The 16,745-nt window shown below is 60.3% G+C and carries 17 protein-coding genes; 7 read left to right on the top strand and 10 right to left on the bottom strand.

Going from position 1 to position 16,745, the window contains the following annotated elements:
- Positions 1–34: 34 nt before the first annotated feature.
- Entirely contained in the window at positions 35–715 is a 681-nt protein-coding gene (locus tag FY152_02235) for a GntR family transcriptional regulator (protein ID UXS30962.1), read from the bottom strand.
- A gap of 221 nt (positions 716–936) precedes the next feature.
- Here FY152_02235 and FY152_02230 point away from each other — a divergent pair, with 221 nt between their 5' ends.
- Positions 937–1,626 (top strand): HAD family hydrolase, encoded by a 690-nt coding sequence (locus tag FY152_02230; protein UXS30961.1) that lies wholly within the window; start codon positions 937–939, stop codon positions 1,624–1,626.
- 142 nt (positions 1,627–1,768) lie between these two features.
- Here the strand turns inward: FY152_02230 and FY152_02225 are convergent, their stop codons facing one another.
- Positions 1,769–2,308 (bottom strand): PilZ domain-containing protein, encoded by a 540-nt coding sequence (locus tag FY152_02225; GenBank protein UXS33187.1) that lies wholly within the window; start codon positions 2,306–2,308, stop codon positions 1,769–1,771.
- Positions 2,309–2,573: 265 nt separating this feature from the next.
- On the opposite strand from FY152_02225, the gene FY152_02220 reads away from it, so the two are divergent.
- From FY152_02220 to FY152_02205, 4 genes are read left to right on the top strand one after another with little or no spacing between them, the layout of a single operon-like run.
- Positions 2,574–3,971 (top strand): threonine synthase, encoded by a 1,398-nt coding sequence (locus FY152_02220; GenBank protein ID UXS30960.1) that lies wholly within the window; start codon positions 2,574–2,576, stop codon positions 3,969–3,971.
- 19 nt (positions 3,972–3,990) lie between these two features.
- A complete protein-coding gene (locus FY152_02215; GenBank protein ID UXS30959.1) occupies positions 3,991–5,289 on the top strand; it encodes an insulinase family protein in 1,299 nt (432 codons plus the stop codon).
- 32 nt (positions 5,290–5,321) lie between these two features.
- On the top strand, positions 5,322–5,921 hold the full coding sequence (locus FY152_02210) for a GNAT family N-acetyltransferase (protein UXS30958.1): 600 nt from the start codon (positions 5,322–5,324) through the stop codon (positions 5,919–5,921).
- Complete coding sequence (locus FY152_02205; protein UXS30957.1) at positions 5,918–8,833, top strand: sensor domain-containing phosphodiesterase; 2,916 nt, start codon at positions 5,918–5,920, stop codon at positions 8,831–8,833. The genes FY152_02210 and FY152_02205 overlap by 4 nt, the downstream gene beginning before the upstream one ends.
- Positions 8,834–8,976: 143 nt before the next feature.
- Here the strand turns inward: FY152_02205 and FY152_02200 are convergent, their stop codons facing one another.
- The 3 genes from FY152_02200 to FY152_02190 all read right to left on the bottom strand — a co-directional run bounded on the left by FY152_02200 (position 8,977) and on the right by FY152_02190 (position 11,147).
- Positions 8,977–10,071, bottom strand: coding sequence for a hypothetical protein (locus tag FY152_02200; protein ID UXS30956.1), 1,095 nt, complete (start codon positions 10,069–10,071; stop codon positions 8,977–8,979).
- Positions 10,072–10,240: 169 nt separating this feature from the next.
- Positions 10,241–10,432 carry a CsbD family protein gene (locus tag FY152_02195; protein ID UXS30955.1) on the bottom strand — a complete coding sequence of 64 codons (192 nt, stop codon included), beginning with the start codon at positions 10,430–10,432 and terminating at the stop codon, positions 10,241–10,243.
- A 109-nt stretch (positions 10,433–10,541) separates the two neighbouring features.
- Complete coding sequence (locus FY152_02190) at positions 10,542–11,147, bottom strand: YqgE/AlgH family protein (GenBank protein UXS30954.1); 606 nt, start codon at positions 11,145–11,147, stop codon at positions 10,542–10,544.
- A gap of 160 nt (positions 11,148–11,307) precedes the next feature.
- Between FY152_02190 and FY152_02185 the strand changes: the two genes are divergently transcribed.
- Together FY152_02185 and FY152_02180 are read left to right on the top strand one after the other, a co-directional pair.
- Positions 11,308–12,156, top strand: coding sequence for a cytochrome C biogenesis protein (locus FY152_02185; GenBank protein UXS30953.1), 849 nt, complete (start codon positions 11,308–11,310; stop codon positions 12,154–12,156).
- A 122-nt stretch (positions 12,157–12,278) separates the two neighbouring features.
- Positions 12,279–12,764, top strand: a complete 486-nt coding sequence (locus FY152_02180; protein ID UXS30952.1) for a peroxiredoxin — start codon at positions 12,279–12,281, stop codon at positions 12,762–12,764.
- Positions 12,765–12,981: 217 nt separating this feature from the next.
- Here the strand turns inward: FY152_02180 and FY152_02175 are convergent, their stop codons facing one another.
- The 5 genes from FY152_02175 to FY152_02155 all read right to left on the bottom strand — a co-directional run bounded on the left by FY152_02175 (position 12,982) and on the right by FY152_02155 (position 16,745).
- Positions 12,982–13,290: a Dabb family protein gene (locus FY152_02175; protein UXS30951.1), complete on the bottom strand. Its 309-nt coding sequence runs from the start codon at positions 13,288–13,290 to the stop codon at positions 12,982–12,984.
- A gap of 123 nt (positions 13,291–13,413) precedes the next feature.
- Positions 13,414–13,854, bottom strand: a complete 441-nt coding sequence (rnhA, locus tag FY152_02170) for a ribonuclease HI (protein UXS30950.1) — start codon at positions 13,852–13,854, stop codon at positions 13,414–13,416.
- Positions 13,851–14,819: a homoserine kinase gene (locus tag FY152_02165; GenBank protein UXS30949.1), complete on the bottom strand. Its 969-nt coding sequence runs from the start codon at positions 14,817–14,819 to the stop codon at positions 13,851–13,853. Before FY152_02165 ends, rnhA begins: the two co-directional genes overlap by 4 nt.
- 92 nt (positions 14,820–14,911) lie before the next feature.
- A complete protein-coding gene (gene ispH, locus FY152_02160; GenBank protein ID UXS30948.1) occupies positions 14,912–15,958 on the bottom strand; it encodes a 4-hydroxy-3-methylbut-2-enyl diphosphate reductase in 1,047 nt (348 codons plus the stop codon).
- Between the two features lie 52 nt (positions 15,959–16,010).
- The gene (locus FY152_02155; protein UXS33186.1) at positions 16,011–16,745 is read right to left on the bottom strand and encodes an SURF1 family protein; all 735 of its coding nucleotides are present in this window, start codon (positions 16,743–16,745) and stop codon (positions 16,011–16,013) included.

Below are 16,745 nucleotides of genomic sequence, written 5' to 3'. Positions count from 1 at the left end.
GGTGGGGCCGGAGGCGGACGGTCACAGGCCTGCCCTATCCGACGATGGCGAAGGCGTCGCGCACCGAGCCGGACGAGGTGCGGATCGCCTTGCGACCGATCCATTGCACGTGGCCGTCAAGGATACGCACCGCCTCTTCGGCGCGGCCGCCGCGCAGCGCATCGATGATCGCGCGGTGATCGGTATCGGTGCGGCGCTCCCAGCCGGCGCGCCAGGCGGAAAACAGGAAGCGGGCGCTCGCCGCATGCAGACCGTCGATCGCCTCCATCAGGCGCGGCATGTTGCAGGGCGCCGTGATGAGGCGATGGAAGCGGCGGTTGGCCTCCTCCCAATGCTGCACATCGACGGCGCTATCGCCTTCGAGTGTCGCGGCTTCCGCCTGGTCGAGAATGGCGGACGTCATGTTGGGAATGGCGTGGCGCAGCGCCAGAACCTCGAGGGCGGCGCGCATTTCCGCAACTTCGCGCACATCGTCAAGGCCGAAATCCGCAACCCGGACACCCCGGCGCGGAATGCTGGCGGCCAGTCCCTGCGCCTCCAGCCGGCGGAATGCTTCGCGCACCGGCACATGCGAAGCGCCGAATTCGGCAGCGATGTGATCCTGCCGCAACCGCTCGCCCGGCGACAGCTCTCCGCGAACGATGCGGTCAGCGAGCGTGCGGCTGATGCGTGCGGCAATGGTGTCTTCAGGCGTGGTTTTCACTGGCTTTGGCATAACATCCCATAACGCATCTGGCGCGACTGTGTGTAGTGCTTTTTGCACGCGGCAAATGCGCAAAGCCGAATATTCGAAGCCGCACAGTTTCCTGCCCAACCGGCAAGCTATGAGCCTGATGGGACCGACCCTTGCGGGTCAGCCAGTTGAGCTTGGCGTGGACATGGTCTAAAAGCCCCCCGCATCACTTTTTCCCGGCAAATCCGATACAGGGAGCGCCCATGAGCGGCTTCGACCTCATTATTTTCGACTGTGACGGCGTTCTGGTCGATTCCGAAATCATCGCCGCACAGGTGGAGTCCCGCCTTTTGACCGAGGCCGGTTATCCGATCTCCGTCGAGGAAATGGGCGAGCGCTTTGCCGGCATGACCTGGAAGAACATTCTTCTGCAGGTGGAAAGCGAAGCCAGCATCCCGCTCTCTGCTTCCCTGCTCGACAAGTCGGAAAAGCTGCTCGACATGCGGCTGGAACGCGACGTGAAGATCATCGAAGGCGTAAAATTCGCGCTATCGCGTCTGACGACGCCGCGTTGCATCTGCTCGAATTCCTCGAGCCACCGGCTCGACATGATGCTGACGAAGGTGGGCCTGAAGCCCTATTTCGCGCCGCATATCTATTCCGCCAAGGATCTCGGCGCCGACCGCGTGAAGCCGAAGCCCGACATCTTCCTGCATGGCGCGGCGCAATTCGGCGTCTCCCCCGACCGCGTGGTCGTGGTCGAGGATTCCGTGCACGGCATCCATGGCGCAAGAGCCGCCGGCATGCGCGTCATCGGCTTTACCGGCGCATCCCACACCTATCCGAGCCACGCCGACCGGTTGACGGATGCGGGTGCCGAAACGGTGATCTCGCGCATGCAGGACCTGCCGGCCGTGATTGCGGCAATGGCGGAGTGGGAAGGCGCTTTTTGACGAGGTAGCTGTAGCACAGCCCCTCCCCGTCATGCTCGTGCTTGTCCCGAGGATGACGTTGCGAATGGTGGGCGACCTGTAAGCAATAAAAAAACCGGAGCCTGCAAAAGCAGCCTCCGGTTTTTACATTTCGCCCGTCAAATCACCGGCGCTTGGTCTTTGCCTTGGCGCTCTCGCCGCCGAAGCCGATATAGACGCTGACCGACTTCGGTGCGCCGCCCGGACCGTTGGGAATGGCCACGTGGTCGTTGTTGAAAATGAACTGCGTGCCGGCTCCGCCTGCCGGAACATCGATGGCGAAATTGGTCGTTTCGCCGTAAATCTCGCCGTCGCCGTCCTTCACCGTCACGCGGATCGGAACCGTCACGCGGCCGGGCTTGGCCATCGGGCCGGGAACCAGACGACCCTGCGCCAGCACGTTTACCGTCAGCGTGGCTTCGTTTGCGGTGCATGAGCGCGTCGTATCTGACAGCGAGACCTGATAGGCGAGCTTCTGCGGGTCGTCCTTGGCGCCGCCAGCATAGACCCGGTGAACGGCGTTGGCGTCGAGAACCGTCACGGTCGGGCAGTTGGCCTGCACCACCGGGGTGACGGCATTGGCCTGCGCGGCCGGAGGGTTGACGGCAAGCGAGTCCGACGGATTGGAGGAATTACATCCTGCAACGACGGCCAGAAGCGACATCGCGGCGGACAAACGCAAGAAATTCCCTGACACTCTTCTAATTCCCTCTCCATTGTCCCGGAACAGAACCGGAGACGCTGTTTATTGACCTTTCACGCAGGTTGGCGATGGTCTATAGCAGCGACGCCGGAAAAAATCGATTGGCATGTTCGGTTTTGCTTGAATTTTCAGAAAAGCCCTTCATTACCTCGCCAATCGCCTCATTCCGGTGAGACGTTGCGGACAAAGACGCCGGCAAGATCGGTAACGGACAAGGGACTATCTCGTGAAATATGTATCGACCCGGGGTTCGGCCCCTTCGCTTGGTTTCTGCGACGCGCTTCTGGCGGGCCTTGGCCGTGATGGCGGGCTTTACGTGCCGCGCGAATGGCCCTCCATGTCGAAAAAGGAAATCCGCAATCTGCGCGGCAAGTCCTATCAGGACGTCGCCTACGAGGTTCTCTACCGTTTCACCGGTGGTGAAATTCCGGCCGACAAATTCAGGGCGATGATCGACGACGCCTATTCCACTTTCCGGCATCCGGCCGTCGTGCCGTTGACCCAGACCGGTCCGAACACCTTCGTGCTGGAACTTTTCCACGGCACCACGCTCGCCTTCAAGGACGTGGCGATGCAGCTTCTCGCCCGCCTGATGGACTATACGCTGACTGAGCGCGGCGAACGCGCCACCATCGTTGGCGCCACCTCCGGCGACACGGGTGGTGCAGCCATCGACGCCTTTGCCGGGCGCGAGCGCACTGATATCTTCATCCTTTTCCCGAATGGCAAGGTCTCTCCGGTTCAGCAGCGCCAGATGACGACCTCCACCGCTTCCAACGTGCATGCGCTGGCGATCAACGGCAATTTCGACGATTGCCAGACGCTGGTGAAGGAGATGTTCAACGACGTGAAGTTCCGCGACAGCGTGAAGCTTTCCGGCGTCAACTCCATCAACTGGGCGCGCATCATGGCGCAGGTGGTCTATTATTTCACCGCCTCGCTTTCGCTCGGCGGCCCCGACCGGAAGGTGTCCTTTACCGTTCCAACCGGCAATTTCGGCGATATCTTTGCCGGTTACGTCGCCAAGAAGATGGGCCTGCCGATCGACAAGCTCGTCATCGCCACCAATGACAACGACATTCTGGCGCGCACGCTGAAGACCGGCCGTTACGAGATGCGCGGCGTCAAGCCCACCACCTCGCCTTCGATGGACATCCAGATTTCTTCCAACTTCGAGCGCCTGCTGTTTGAAGCCTATGACCGCGATTCCGCGGCGGTGAAGGCATCGATGGATGGTCTGAAGCAGTCCGGTGCGTTTGAAATTCCGCCGAAGGCACTGAAATTCATCAAGAAGGATTTCCGCGCCGGCCGCGCCACCGAAAAGCAGGTGGCGGCGACCATTCGCGAGACACTTGAGAAAACCGGCTACCTGATCGACCCCCATACGGCGACCGGTGTTTTCGTGGCGGAAAAGCACGAAAAAGCGGGAAGCCCGATGGTGGTTCTGTCTACCGCCCATCCGGCTAAATTCCCGGCTGCTGTAAAATCCGCTTGCGCAATCGAGCCTGCGCTTCCAGTATGGTTAGCTGACATTATGAACCGGGAGGAGCGTTTCGACATTCTGGACGCAGAGCTGAAAGCCGTGGAAACCTTCATCGGCCAACATGCACGCGCCGGCAAATAGAGACGCGGAAAGACTTGATATGAGAGTTAATGTGACCCGGCTTTCGTCCGGGTTGACCGTTGTGACGGAAAAAATGCCGCATCTCGAAAGCGTTGCTCTTGGGGTGTGGATCAAATCCGGGTCCCGCAACGAGACGACTGCCGAACACGGCATCGCCCATCTTCTCGAACATATGGCCTTCAAGGGCACGGCACGCCGCACCGCAAGGCAGATCGCCGAAGAGATCGAAAATGTCGGCGGCGAAGTCAACGCCGCGACATCCACGGAAACAACCTCCTACTATGCCCGCGTCCTGAAAGACCACGTCCCGCTCGCCGTTGATATTCTTGCCGATATCCTGACGGAATCCCTCTTCGACGAAGAGGAACTGGAGCGGGAGAAAAACGTCATCCTGCAGGAAATCGGCGCTGCGACCGATACGCCCGACGACGTGATCTTCGACAATTTCTCCGGTGTCGCCTATCGCGACCAGACTATCGGCCGGCCGATCCTCGGCACGCCGGATACCGTGCAATCCTTCACCACCGGCCAGATCAGGCATTATCTCGCCCGCAACTACACGACGGACCGCATTTTCGTCGTGGCGGCCGGTGCTGTCGATCACGAAAGCTTCGTGAAGCAGGTGGAAGAACGTTTCGCCTCGTTGCCGCAACTGCCCGTCACCACGCCGGTTCTCGAAAAGGCTATTTATACCGGCGGTGAAATCCGCGAGACCCGCGACCTGATGGACGCACAGGTGCTTCTGGGTTTCGAGGGCAAGGCCTATCACGCCCGCGATTTCTATTGTTCGCAGATCCTCGCCAATATCCTCGGCGGCGGCATGTCGTCGCGCCTTTTCCAGGAAGTGCGCGAATATCGCGGCCTTTGCTATTCCGTCTATGCGTTTCACTGGGGCTTTTCCGATACGGGCATTTTCGGCGTACACGCGGCCACCGGCGGCAACGACCTGCCGGAACTGGTGCCGGTCATTCTGGAAGAATTGCGCAAGTCCTCGCAGACCATCCATCAGGAAGAAATCGACCGGGCGCGCGCGCAAATCCGCGCCCAATTGCTGATGGGACAGGAAAGCCCGGCGGCCCGTGCCGGCCAGATGGCCCGGCAGATGATGCTCTACGGCCGGCCCATTCCCAATGAGGAAATGATGGAGCGCCTTGGCGACATTACCCGCGAACGGCTCACCGATCTTGCGGGACGGCTGTTTTTCGATACAGTTCCGACATTGTCCGCAATTGGCCCGCTCGAACATCTGCCGCCTCTTTCAGACATCACTGCCGCGCTTTCCGCGCAGCAGCCCGCAAGGATAAAGGCGAACGGCTAAGCGTGGCGGTTTCTTCCGCACGGGGATGGTGAATGCTGCGTTTTCTTTCCCGACATAATGACACGCCTGAACTGCGCAGCGCCGACCACCTTCTCAGACTGCCGCGCTATGGCGATTTCAAGCAATGGCACGTCCTGCGGTCGGAAAGCCGGCAGTTTCTCCAGCCCTGGGAGCCAAGCTGGCGTCCGGACGAATTGACGGAAGGCTCTTTCCGGATGCGGGTGGTGCGCAACGGCCAGGAATTTTCCTCCGGCACCGCCGTTTCGTTTCTGCTGTTCGAAAAGGAGACCCTGCTGGTCGGCGGCATCACAATCGGTTACATCCGCCGGGGGGCCGCGCAAAGCTGCATGATCGGCTACTGGATAGGCGAACGCCACGCCGCCAGAGGCCATATGTCTGCCGCATTAAAATTGGTAATACCATACATCTTCAACGGACTTCAGTTGCACCGTATCGAGGCAGCCTGTATTCCGGAAAACTTCAAAAGCATCCGGCTTCTCGAAAATGCCGGGTTCCAGCGGGAAGGTCTCTTGCGGGAATATCTGAAAATCAATGGCCAATGGCGGGATCATATGATGTTTTCCCTTCTTGCCGACAAGCAAAGCTCCGGCGGAACGAAGTACGATACATGACCTACAATCACACTGCGCCTTGCCTGTCGAAACGTCTGGCGGCAATCGCACTGGCTGCGCCGTTTTTCCTGCTGTTCCTGCTTTTTGCCTCCTATTCCTACGCCTTCGAGCCGGTGAAGATTTCCCGTGACGATACGGCGCTTGATCTGACCGCGACCACAGATATCTACGCCAATCAGGGCGAGGCCTTTCAGGTTTCCACCGCCCCCGGACCAGACGGCATCCGCCGCCGTATCGAGGTGCGCGCCAGTTCCACGGATCATCAGGGCGACTGGGCGGTCTTTGCGCTCGCCAACGTCTCCGAAGAGCAGCTGGAACGCGTCATCGTCGCCCCGCATTTCCGTCTGGTGAACTCCAAACTGTTCTGGCCCGATCTCGGCTCGCAGCGCATCATCGCGATCACGCCGAGCGAAGGCTTCGCGCTGGACCGGCAACCGAGCCCGGATGCCGACGTGTTTCGCATCACGCTCAATCCCGGCTCCGTCATCACCTTCGTCGCCGAGCTTTCCACGCCGCAGCTGCCGCAGATCTATCTGTGGGAACCGGAAGCCTACAAGGACACGATCAACGCGTTCACGCTCTATCGCGGCATCGTTCTCGGCATTGCCGGCCTTCTGGCCGTGCTTCTGACCATTCTGTTCGTGGTCAAGGGAACCTCGGTTCTGCCGGCTTCCGCCGCGCTTGCCTGGGCGGTGCTTGCCTATATCTGCGTTGATTTCGGCTTTCTTGAAAAGCTCATCACCGTCACATCCAGCGATCAGCGAATATGGAGGGCGGGTGCCGAAGTGGCGCTCGCCTCCAGCTTCGTGGTCTTCCTGTTCACCTATCTCAATCTCAACCGATGGCATGCGCATCTGGGTTATGCGACCTTTGCCTGGGTGGTGGGTCTGGCGCTGCTGTTTGGCGTCGCGATCTACGATCCTTCGGTCGCGTCGGGCATCGCCCGCGTGTCCTTCGCGCTCACCGCAACGGCCGGTATCGCGCTCATCATCTATCTCGGCTTCAACCGTTACGACCGGGCGATTTTGCTCGTGCCCTCCTGGGCGCTCATCCTCGTCTGGCTGTTCGGCAGCTGGCTGACGGTAACGGGGCAACTGGACAATGACATCGTGCAGCCGGCGCTTGGCGGCGGGCTGGTGCTGATCGTGTTGCTGATCGGCTTTACCGTCATCCAGCATGCCTTTGCCGGCAGCGCCTATCAGCAGGGTCTGTTCTCTGACCTTGAACGCCAGTCCCTGGCGCTGACGGGCAGCGGCGATACCGTGTGGGACTGGGACGTGACGCGCGACCGCATCGTCACCACGCCCGATATTTCCAACCGGCTGGGGCTGGAACCCGGCACCATGCATGGTGCTGCGCGCAACTGGCTGCCGCGCCTGCACCCTGACGATCGCGACCGGTTCAAGGCGACGCTCGACGTGCTGCTCGACCACCGCAAGGGCCGCCTCAACCACGAATTCCGCATTCGCGCCGAAGACGGGCATTTCCACTGGCTGCAGATCCGCGCCCGTCCGGTTCTCGGCTCCAACGGCGAAATCATCCGCTGCGTCGGCACGATTACAGACATTACCGAGCAGAAGAATTCGGTCGAGCGGCTGTTGCAGGATGCGATGAACGACAATCTGACCGGACTTCCGAACCGGCAGGTCTTCCTCGACCGCCTGCAATCGATCCTCAACCTCTCGCCCGACAGCGAGGGCGTGCGCCCGACCGTGATGGCGATCGATATCGACCGTTACAAGCTGGTCAACGATACGCTCGGCATTGCCGCGGGCGACAATATTCTCATCGCGCTGACGCGCCGCCTGCGCCGCCTGCTGAAACCGCAGGATACGCTGGCGCGCCTCGGTGGCGATGAGTTCGGCCTGATCCTGACCTCCGAGCGCGATCCGCAGCGGGTTGCCGATTTCGCCGATGCGGTGAACAAGGCGATCATGGTGCCGATCAATTTCGCCAATCGCGAAATCATCCTCACCGCTTCCATCGGCCTCGTCTCGTGGATCGACCAGCAGGAAAGTGCGGCCGGACTTTTGAGTGACGCGGAACTTGCCATGTATCGCGCCAAGCGCGCCGGCGGAAACCGTGTCGAGCCGTTCCGCCCCGCCTTCCGCACGTCGGGCACCGACCGCCTGCAGATGGAAAGCGACCTTCGCCGCGCCATCGAACGCAAGGAGCTATCGCTCGCCTATCAGCCGATCGTCAAGCTCGACGATGGCGAGCTGGCCGGCTTCGAGGCGCTGATGCGCTGGGAACATCCCAAGCGCGGCAATATTCCGCCGAGCGAGTTCATTCCCATTGCGGAAGCTTCCGGCCTGATCGAGCCGCTCGGTATGTTCGCACTGGAGCGGGCGGCGACCGATCTGATGGACTGGCAGCATGCCATCGAGAAGATGCCGATCTTCATTTCCGTCAATATTTCCAGCGCGCAATTGCTGAACAACGAATTGTATAATGATGTGCGCAGCATGCTGACGCGCACGCGCTGCAATCCGCAGCAGCTGAAGCTGGAGCTGACGGAATCCGTCGTCATGGAAAACCCGGAACAGGCGCGGCTGGTACTTTCCAAGCTGAAGGAAACCGGCCTGAGCCTTGCCATGGATGATTTCGGCACCGGCTATTCATCGCTTGCCTATCTCACCCGCTTCCCGTTCGATACGATCAAGCTCGACAAGGCGCTTGTGGCCAATACCAGCGACAAGCGCAATGTGCTCCTGCGCTCCGTCATCGCCATGGCGCGCGCGCTAGATATGCAGGTGGTGGCGGAAGGCATCGAGACGCCGGAAGATGCGGCGGAATTGTCGCGCATGAATTGCCATTTTGGCCAGAGCTTCCTGTTCGGAACACCGGTCTCGGGCGATGCGGCTCTGAAGCTTCTCAGGGAGCGGTTCCAGCCCACGAAGCGGGCTTCGTAAAGAGGATGAGTGCTGTAGCGCACTCCCCCGTCCCCTCTATCTAACGCGAGGTCATCCTCGGGCTTGACCCGAGGATCCATTGTCGCAGGTGGTTGTGGATCCTCGGGTCAAGCCCGAGGATGACGTCGAGGGTAAGGCGTTCCTTACTGAACCATCATCACCGGCTGTGCATCCGCCGCCACCCTCCCATGCAGGACGTCGTGAATGAATTCCATCTTCGTCACCACCGGCGGCGTCAGCACGAAGGGGTAGAGGTCCGCCTCCCCCATGCTGCGCTGGATGGAATTGATGGCGACGCTGAGCGGAATCCAGGCCTTGACCAGTTGCGCGGCGCTGCGGGCCTTGTAGGGATCGAATGTCACCTCTGCGGCCATTTCCTCATGTCCGTCCGGATCGATCGCCACGCCGAAGGCGCGCGCCGTTTCGAGCGTGTCAACGATATGCAGGTAATGGGCGAAACATTCGGCGAAATCTTCCCATGGGTGGACGGAGGCATAGGAGCTTATGAAATTCTCCTGCCAGTCGGGCCGCGGTCCCTGCTCGTAATTGCGTTGCAGCGCCGCCGCATAATCCTCGCGCTCGTCACCGAACACGGCGCGGCAGGCTTCCAGCCGGTTCTCATCGCGCACCAGCTTGTTCCAGATGAAATGCCCGACCTCGTGGCGGAAATGGCCAAGCATGGTGCGGTAGGGCTCGTTCATGTTGGCGCGCACCTGCTCGCGCGTCGCATCATCGGCTTCCGCCGCACGGATGGCGATCAGGCCCTCATCGTGACCGGTCATGGCGGGAATGACCGAACCGTCGGGCGCCACCTCATCGACCAGAAAGTCGAAGACCAGCCCACCCGCCGGATCGGCGTCCCGGTTGGGATGCGGCAGGCCGAGCCGCAGGATAGAATAAAACAGATGGCGCTGCGCCTGGCTGAGGCGTCGCCACTGTTCGATCCCCTGCTCGGTCGCGATATCAGGCACCAGACGATTATGACTGCAGGCCGGACAAAAGGCGCTGTCACTTTCCGCCGGGACAGACCAGTTGCAGATGTCATTCACCTCATTGGCGCAGAAACGCACCTGTTTTTCCGGCTGGGCAACGATCTGCCAGTTCGGCTCGCCCGCAGGCGCAAGCGCTTCCATGGAAAGGCGCTCCGGCACGAAGGCCAGACGATGACCACAGGAGACGCAGAAACGATTGTCGAAATGGACCGGCTGGCCGCAGGAAGCGCAGGAAAAAAGCTTCATCGATGAAACCCTTGCGATGGATCAGGTGGGTGGAGGCGAACGTAGAATATCAACATGAACGGCGTAACAAGCCGAACGTTCCTGCCCCTCAGACGACAAGAGCGCATGTGCTGTCACACATGCGCTCCGAGCGCCACGTCGTCAGAGAGGCGCAATCCGTCGGGCGAGATTACATCCGATCAACGGCGCCCTTGACGGCATCCTTGGCCTTGCCAACGTTTTTCTGGATCTTGCCCTTGGTTTCCTGGGCCGCACCCTTGGCGCGCAACTCGTTGTTGCCGGTCGCTTCGCCGACGCTCTTCTTGACCTTGCCGGCGACTTCGTTGGCTTTACCGGCGATCTTGTCTGATGTGCTACCCATGTCACTGCTCCCTAGTTTAACCGCACTGTCTTGTCCGGCTTTCCGGGTGACTAACGTGAGGGAGCAAGGTTTGGTTCCAGCCGGCAGCCGCGTGAAAGCGGCGGAAAACTCAGGCGTGGCCGGCATCGGGCGAGAGCATGCGCGGGTCGACGCCCATCAACGCTAGCGCGCGCTCATATTTATTGTCCAGTCCGCGGTCGAAGATCAGCTCTTCGGCAGCCGGGCAATTCAGCCAGCCATTATTGGCGATCTCGTTTTCCAGCTGCCCCGGTCCCCAGCCGGCATAACCCAGCAGCATGGTGGCCCTTTGCGGGCCGCGGCCGTTGGAAATGGCGCGGACGATATCGAGCGTCGCAGTCAGGGAAATGTCGTCGCTGACCGGAATGCTGGATTCGCTCAAGTAATCATCCGAATGCAGCACGAAGCCCCGACCGGATTCGACCGGACCGCCGCACTGTATCGGAAATTCACGGGTGCGGTTGGGCAGCATGATGGCGTCGTTGCTATCAACCAGTTTCAGATGCAGCAGAATATCGGTGAAGGTGATCTGCTGCGGACGGTTGATGATGAAGCCCATGGCGCCTGCATCCGAATGGGCGCAGATATAGATCACCGAACGGGCAAAGTTGCCATCGTCCAGCCCCGGCATCGCGATGAGGAACTGACCATCGAGAAAGCCACGTTCGCGTTTGTCCATCAGGGTTGAAAAGCTCACCGGCGCCTCCAGCAGGCCGAATTCCGTTCTTGAACGGAAAAGGCGTTCGCACTTCGACAGGGAACAGGATGCGGCATAGCGCCCGATCAATCAACCGAAAATGATGAACCGCACGAATTCGTAACTGGTCCGCCGGGCGATGTTGGGTTAGACGGAAAGAATGAGCTTCAGGACATTCTTTCGATTTTCACATCTTCGCTTCGTCGCCGCATTCGCCGCCATCCTCGGCAGCGGGCAAGCCGCCCGGGCGGAGATTACCGACTGGGCCAGAAGCGAAGGCGGCCAGATGCGCGTGGCAAGCCTTGCGATGGATGCGGACGGCGTGGTGCGCGGCGTGCTGCAGATCGAGCCGAAAGACGGCTGGATAACCTATTGGCGGGAGCCGGGGGAAGCCGGCATACCGCCTCAGATCAGGCTTGACCCGGCAAGCGGTGTCAGCCTTACCACCATGGCCTATCCGGTTCCGAAGCTGATCGAAAACGGCGACATTACCGATATCGGCTATGATCACGCCGTCAGCCTTCCCTTCCAGCTGAAAGCCGCCGACCCGGCGGCGAGCGGGAAAATCGACCTCACCGCCTTCATCGGTGTCTGCCAGAATATCTGTATCCCTTTCGAGGCGACGTTTTCGATTGAGCGCGGCAATGCGGGCAATGACGACGGCGAGGAACGGCGCCTGCTGGAAGAGGCGCGCGAGACGCTGCCCGAGGCGGCATCAGACGATTTCAAGGTGACCGATTTCCATATCACACCCGACAAGACCATGCTCGGCGTGCAGCTGCAGCTGCCGGAAAACGCGCCGAAGGAGACCGAAATCTTCATCGCCGGTCCCTCGGGCTTTGCCTATTACGAACCGCAGAACCTGGTGCGCGACAAGCGCAAGCTCTCCTTCTACATGAACATCAAGGGCCTGCCGAAAACCTATCAGGTGCAGGGCAATAGCTGGCCCATCCTGGTCAAATCCGGCGACCGGGCCATGGAGACGATGCTGAATTTCCCGAAGCCCTGATCGGTTTTGCCGCCACGCTTGAGCGATCGCCTCCGCAGTGGAATTTCCCGCGAAAACCGCATGACACGTTTCATTTGGTTGCTCTATAGTCGCGCGAACCGAACGGCTACAGGAGCACGGACATGACCATCAAGATCGGCGAAAAACTGCCTTCCGCAACCTTCAAAGAAAAGACGGCCGACGGCCCGGTGGAAACCACCACGGACGCGCTTTTCGGCGGCAAGAAGGTCGTGCTCTTCGCCGTGCCCGGCGCTTTTACCCCCACCTGCTCGCTGAACCATCTGCCGGGCTATCTTGAAAACCGCGACACCATTCTCTCAAAAGGCGTGGATGACATCGCCGTTGTCGCCGTCAATGACTGGCACGTGATGGGCGCATGGGCGCAATCGTCCGGCGGTCAGGGCAAGATCCACTTCCTCGCCGACTGGGATGCCTCGTTCACCAAGGCACTTGGCCTTGATGCCGACCTTTCCGGCGGCGGCCTCGGTGTGCGCTCCAAGCGCTATTCGATGCTGGTCGAAGACGGCGTGGTGAAATCGCTCAACGTGGAAGAGAACCCCGGTCAGGCGACGGTTTCGGCCGCTGCTGCGATGATCGAGCAGCTTTGAGGGCGGGTGGCTTAGTCTCTCCGTCATGCCGGACTTGATCCGGCATCCAGCCACGGCGCGTCTGCGCCGTGATAAGAGTCTTTTGCGATCAAGGACTTGATCGCGCTGGACCCCGGATCAAGTCCGGGGTGACGGTGTATCGGCTGACACGACATCGCCAAAGGCATCAACGCTGCTTTTAGCGACAAACAAAAAGGGCGGCCAAGCCGCCCTTCCCTCAGACATTCATGTCAAACACCAGAAGCCCGGCCAGACCGCCATCGGTCAGCGACACGAGGCGCTCGCCGACTTCCATATGCTGGGGATGGGCGAGGTAATCGTCGCGGGCCTCGGGGCTGTCAAGCGTCACGATAAAACCGTCGACGAAACCGCCGTTCAGACCCTCGGGCGAAACATTCTGGCCGTATTTTACATCGATGATGCCCGGTATCACGTCCTTCAGGGCCGCAATCGCTTCGAACACCGCTTGTTTTTCAGAGGATGCCGTCGCAGCCTTGAAGCGCAAAAATACACAATGCAGGATCATCCGAATTCCTCTCCTCCGCCGGACTGTCCGGCTGTTTGACGACAAGATAAATCGGGTTTCAGTTTTCACAACCCCGGATTAGATATGGCCCGGATTACACAGGCCGAATAAGACAGGTTTCCGTTACCGCCGTTTGAAGGGCTCCATGCCCTTGCGCGCCAATTCGTCGGCGCGCTCGTTTTCCGGGTGGCCAGCATGGCCCTTGACCCAATGCAGGGTAACCTTGTGGCGTTCCTGCGCCGCTTCCAGCGCCTGCCACAGCTCGACATTCTTGACCGGCTTGTTATCGGCGGTTTTCCAGCCCTTCTTTTTCCAGCCGAAAATCCATTTGGTGATGCCGTCTTTCACATAGGCGCTGTCGGTATAAAGATCGACCTCGCAGGGGCTTTTCAGCGCGTTGAGCGCCGAAATCGCCGCCAGCAGTTCCATGCGGTTATTGGTGGTCTCGGCCTCGCCGCCGGAGAGTTCCTTCTCCACCTCACCATAACGCAGCACGGCACCCCAGCCGCCGGGACCGGGATTGCCGGAGCAGGCGCCATCGGTGAAAATATCGACATGTTTCATTCGCCGGCCAGCCCATATTCGGCGACATTGGCGATGGAGCGGTGGAACCGCAGCTTGCGCAGATATTCCAGCGGATCTTTTTTCACCACCAGCGCGCCGGCCGGCGTCGTCAGCCAGTCGTAAAGCCGCGTCAGGAAGAAACGCAGCGCCGAACCGCGCGCCAGAAGCGGCAGCGCCTCCAGCTCCGCCTCACTCAGCGGACGCACCGACTGGTAACCCTCCAAGAGCGCCTTGCCCTTCGTGACGTTATAAGCGCCATCCTTTTCGAAGCACCAGGCATTGAGGCAGATCGACACGTCATAAGCGAGCAGATCGTTGCAGGCGAAGTAAAAATCAATCAGGCCCGAAAGCTCGTCGCCGAGGAAGAACACATTGTCCTGAAACAGATCGGCATGGATGACGCCGGCTGGCAGATCCTTCGGCCAATGGGCGGCGAGATAATCGATCTCGGGGCGGATCTCGTCTTTCAGGCCCTTCTCCACCTCGTCGGCGCGGTCTTCGGATTTGTCCCAAAGCACCTTCCAGCCCTCGACGGAGAGTGCATTCGGCCGCCTGATTTCGAACCCCTCGCCCGCCAGATGCATGGCGGCCAGCGCCTTGCCGACTTCGCGGCAGTGCTTTGCTTCCGGCTTTCTCAGCCACATGCCTTCAAGGAAGGAGATAAGCGCCGCCGGCCGGCCCGACAGTTCGCCCAGCAACGCACCATCCTTGCGCGGCAGCGGCAGGGGGCAGGACAGGCCCTTGGCGGCCAGATGCTGCATCAGGCCGAGGAAGAAAGGCAGATCGTTTTTTTCCACGCGCTTTTCATAAAGCGTCAGGATCAGCGGGTCCTTGTTGGTGTGCAGCAGGAAATTGGAGTTTTCGACGCCTTCGGCAATGCCCTTATAGGAGGTGAGGCTGCCGACGTCATATTGCGTGAGGAAATTCCTCAGATCATCTTCGGTGATGTCCGTATAAACTGCCAATTTCAAATCTCTTGATGAAGGAAAGGATGAAAATCTGGGGTTAGAATGACGGATGCAAGGCGAAGACCAGCCGCATTGACCGTCATTCCGTTTCAGGCACCGGCGGCGGTTTTCGGCGGAAGCGCATTGCTGGCATTGCCGTTGACGAAAGCCATGTCGTCCGTCGTCAGTTCGATACTGCGCAGCTCGCGATTGACGAGGAAATGTTCCGTTTCCTCCACCGTGACGGCCAGATCGAGCGTCGTGTCGAACCGCGCCTTGAAAGCTTCGATGATCTCATCGACGATGACTTCCGGTGCGGAGGCGCCAGCCGAAAGACCAACGGTGCGGATATCGCCGATCGCGTCCCAGTCGATTTCCGCCGCCCGCTGCACCAGCACGGAATGTTTGGCGCCGGCGCGCAGCGCCACTTCCACCAGCCGCTTGGAATTGGACGAATTGGGGGCGCCAACGACGATGAACAGATCGCAGCCGGGCGCCGCCTGCTTTACCGCATCCTGACGATTGGTGGTTGCGTAACAGATGCTGTCGGCGGCAGGCGCCTGAATGGCCGGGAAGCGTTCCTGGAGCCTGGCGATGACGCCGGCGGTATCATCGACCGACAGTGTCGTCTGGGTAACGAAACCGAGGTTTTCACGGTCCACCGGCTCATAAACACCCGCATCCTCCACCGTCTCGACCAGCGAGACCGTGCCTTCTGGAAGCTGACCCATGGTGCCGATGACCTCAGGGTGACCGGCATGGCCGATCAGCACGACATGGCGGCCGAGGCGCTGGTGGCGCATGGCCTGCTTATGCACCTTGGAGACCAGCGGGCATGTGGCATCGAGATAGAAAAGATTGCGCGCCTGCGCGTCTTCAGGCACGGATTTCGGCACGCCATGGGCGGAAAAGACCACCGGCTGCTCGCGGTGCTCGACGGGGATCTCATGCAGCTCCTCGACGAAGACCGCGCCCTTGGCTTCAAGCCCTTCCACCACGTAGCGGTTATGCACGATTTCATGGCGAACATAGACAGGCGCGCCATAGGCCTTCAGCGCCAGCACAACGATCTGGATCGCCCGGTCCACGCCCGCGCAAAAACCGCGCGGTCCGCACAGCCTTATTGTCAAAGGGGGTTTGGAAACGGCGATGTTCATTCCTGCTCCTTGGCCTTGCCCGATAACCAGCCATTATCGGACGGCACGTGCTTTATTCACCCTGCGCCTTACCGTTCCGGAAATAGGCAAAACCGGCGACGATGACAAGGGCCACCGCCAGGCCATACCACGTTATCGCATATTGCAGGTGATTGTTGGGCAAATCTATCAGCGTCACGCCACCTTCGGGCCAGCCTCCGGGATTGGGCGCATTATCGGCATCGACGAACAGGTGGACCAGCCGGTCCGACGGGATATTGACGCTCGAGGCCATCGCCGCCAGATCTTTCCAGTAGAAGATGTTCTTGGCGACATCATTATCCGGCAGCAGGGAAGATGGTTTAGCGACGAGCGGCGCGCGCGCCAGTCCGGTGATCGTCACCTCGCCGGCAACCTGGCCGTCGGGGCGCTTTGCCGGTTCCTTCATCTCGAAGGGCACGAAGCCGCGATTGACGAAGAGAATACGGCCATCGGCAAGCGTCAGCGGCGTATAGATATAATAACCGGTTCTGCCCTGATGGGTGGCGAAGAAATGCCGCTCGCGGGCGTGATCGAACGTGCCGGAAAGGCTGACCCTGCGATATTCTATCTCGCCGCCGCTTTTCGCGATGGCCTCGATGTCGGAAAGCGTGGCCGGGCTTGCGCTCCGTCGCTCCTCGATATCGGCCATCAGGGCCTCTTTCCAATAGAGCCGCTTCACCTGCCAGGTGCCCAGCCCGAGCAGGATGGCAAGTGCCAGCAGGACAAGCGGCGCGGCAAACCAGACCCGTCTTTCCGCCGCCTTCAT

Source organism: Agrobacterium tumefaciens (assembly GCA_025560025.1).
In the GTDB taxonomy this organism is placed as follows: domain Bacteria; phylum Pseudomonadota; class Alphaproteobacteria; order Rhizobiales; family Rhizobiaceae; genus Agrobacterium.
Note: the sequence above shows the minus strand (reverse complement) of the source record. Positions and strands in the feature narration are given on the sequence as shown.